Annotated in this window: 1 protein-coding gene and 1 pseudogene; both read right to left on the minus strand. The window is 38.0% G+C overall.

Annotated features, from left to right (window positions below; genetic code table 11):
- Positions 1-62, minus strand: a pseudogene (locus ACFIQE_RS10170) (DNA-binding protein); the annotation flags it as partial.
- 207 nt (positions 63-269) lie between these two features.
- Positions 270-1,436 (minus strand): tyrosine-type recombinase/integrase, encoded by a 1,167-nt coding sequence (locus ACFIQE_RS10175; RefSeq protein ID WP_375686304.1) that lies wholly within the window; start codon positions 1,434-1,436, stop codon positions 270-272.
- Between the last annotated feature and the right edge of the window lie 253 nt (positions 1,437-1,689).

Here is a 1,689-nt window from a genome sequence, read left to right on the forward strand (position 1 = left end):
ACACTCATATGAAGCAATTTTGCACTTTCACGGTCTGTTAAAAGAATATCATTTTCTGTCATTCTAAAATCCTTTCACTATAAAAACAAAAACAAATCATAATCATTTATTAACCACATTTTGGTTCATTTAGAAAGATGTTTTATTCATAGAAAACAATATTTTATCATATAATTTGTGATGTGATAATTTATGACTCTTATTGAGAAAGAATGAGAGAGAAGAGAGAGAAAGTTATCCACAGATCATGGGGTTATTCACCCCATATCTTAAGATTGACCAGTGACATAAGCCGCCCATTTATCCATATAAACACGGCGCTGTTCTAGATAGTCCGTACGACGATAAGCACGCTCTACTTGTCCTCCGACTGTATGACTTAGAATAGTTTCAGCAACCTCATAGGAAGCATCGGTTGTTTCAGCAAGCCAATTGCGTAAACTAGAACGAAAACCATGCGGGCATGCTTCAATTTTATTTTTTCTCATATACCAAGCCATCATCGTATGTGAAAGAGGACCGCGACCGGTAGGAGAAAAAAGAAAATCACTTTTAGAAATACAACGAGCTTGTTCAATAATTTTCAGCGCTTCTTTTGATAAGGGGACGCGAAATTCTGTTGTAGTATCACGCTTTCCTTTCATATTTTCAGCAGGAATTGTCCAGACATCATCTTCAATTTGACCTTCACGAATATGACGCAAAGGAAAAGTACGAACTCCTGTCAAAATAAGCAAACGCAAAGCCAGTTGTGTTAGGATTGTTGTTTGGCAAAGTGTTTTATAAAAGGCAGGGACCTCTTTCCAATCCATTGCGGGCATGTTTTGCGTTTTATGACGTTGTTTGCCTAAGAGAGCACGTGCTTTTTCTGTTGCTTGTAAATCAACATCCAATCCTAGTGCAGCCGCATGTTTGAGACATATATTAAGACGATTAAGAGCTCTATTAGCTGTTCCAGCTTTTGTATGCCAGATAGGAGCAAGAGTATTGCGTATCTCAGTTTGGGTAATTTCTGAAACGGGTAAACAGCCTAATTTGGGGAGAATATGAAGACGTAATGGTAAAAACCAATGTCCGTCTTTTCCATCCCCTTTTAATTCAGCTTTACGACTTTCAAAAGCATCCACGGCAATATCTTTTAAATAATGGAGATTGCTTATTGCTTCACGCTTTTGTTTATTGCGTTCTTTAATAGGGTCACGACCCTCATGCAAAACAGAACGCCATTGATTTGCCAATTCACGCGCTTTTTTTAAAGAAACGTTTCGCAATGCCCCCAAGCCCATTTCACGACGGCGCCCATGAATGGTATAACGGTAAATCCATTGAGCACCTCCATCTTTACGCTTGTGAAGTAACAAGCCGGCACCATCGTTATATTTGCCAGCCCCTAATGTTGCAACAGATCTTGCATTAAGACGGTTCATAAGAGCCATTTTAAGTCCTTTCTTATACAAATTTTATCCACACACTCATCCCACTTGCTATGTGCAAACGAGTGGTTTTGATTGATTCAATATAAACAGATTTGAAATAAGAGAATCTTACGTTATTCGGGTCTTTAACTCAATATGAATAACGCTAGATTATCATTATAAATCAATAGCTTGTCACCAGCTCACAAGCTTACGAAACAAACCTTCATGAGAGAGATCAGATACATTGCTGTCTTTTTCTAAACGTTCATCA

This window comes from Bartonella sp. AA1HLJMS (assembly GCF_042197445.1).
GTDB lineage: Bacteria > Pseudomonadota > Alphaproteobacteria > Rhizobiales > Rhizobiaceae > Bartonella.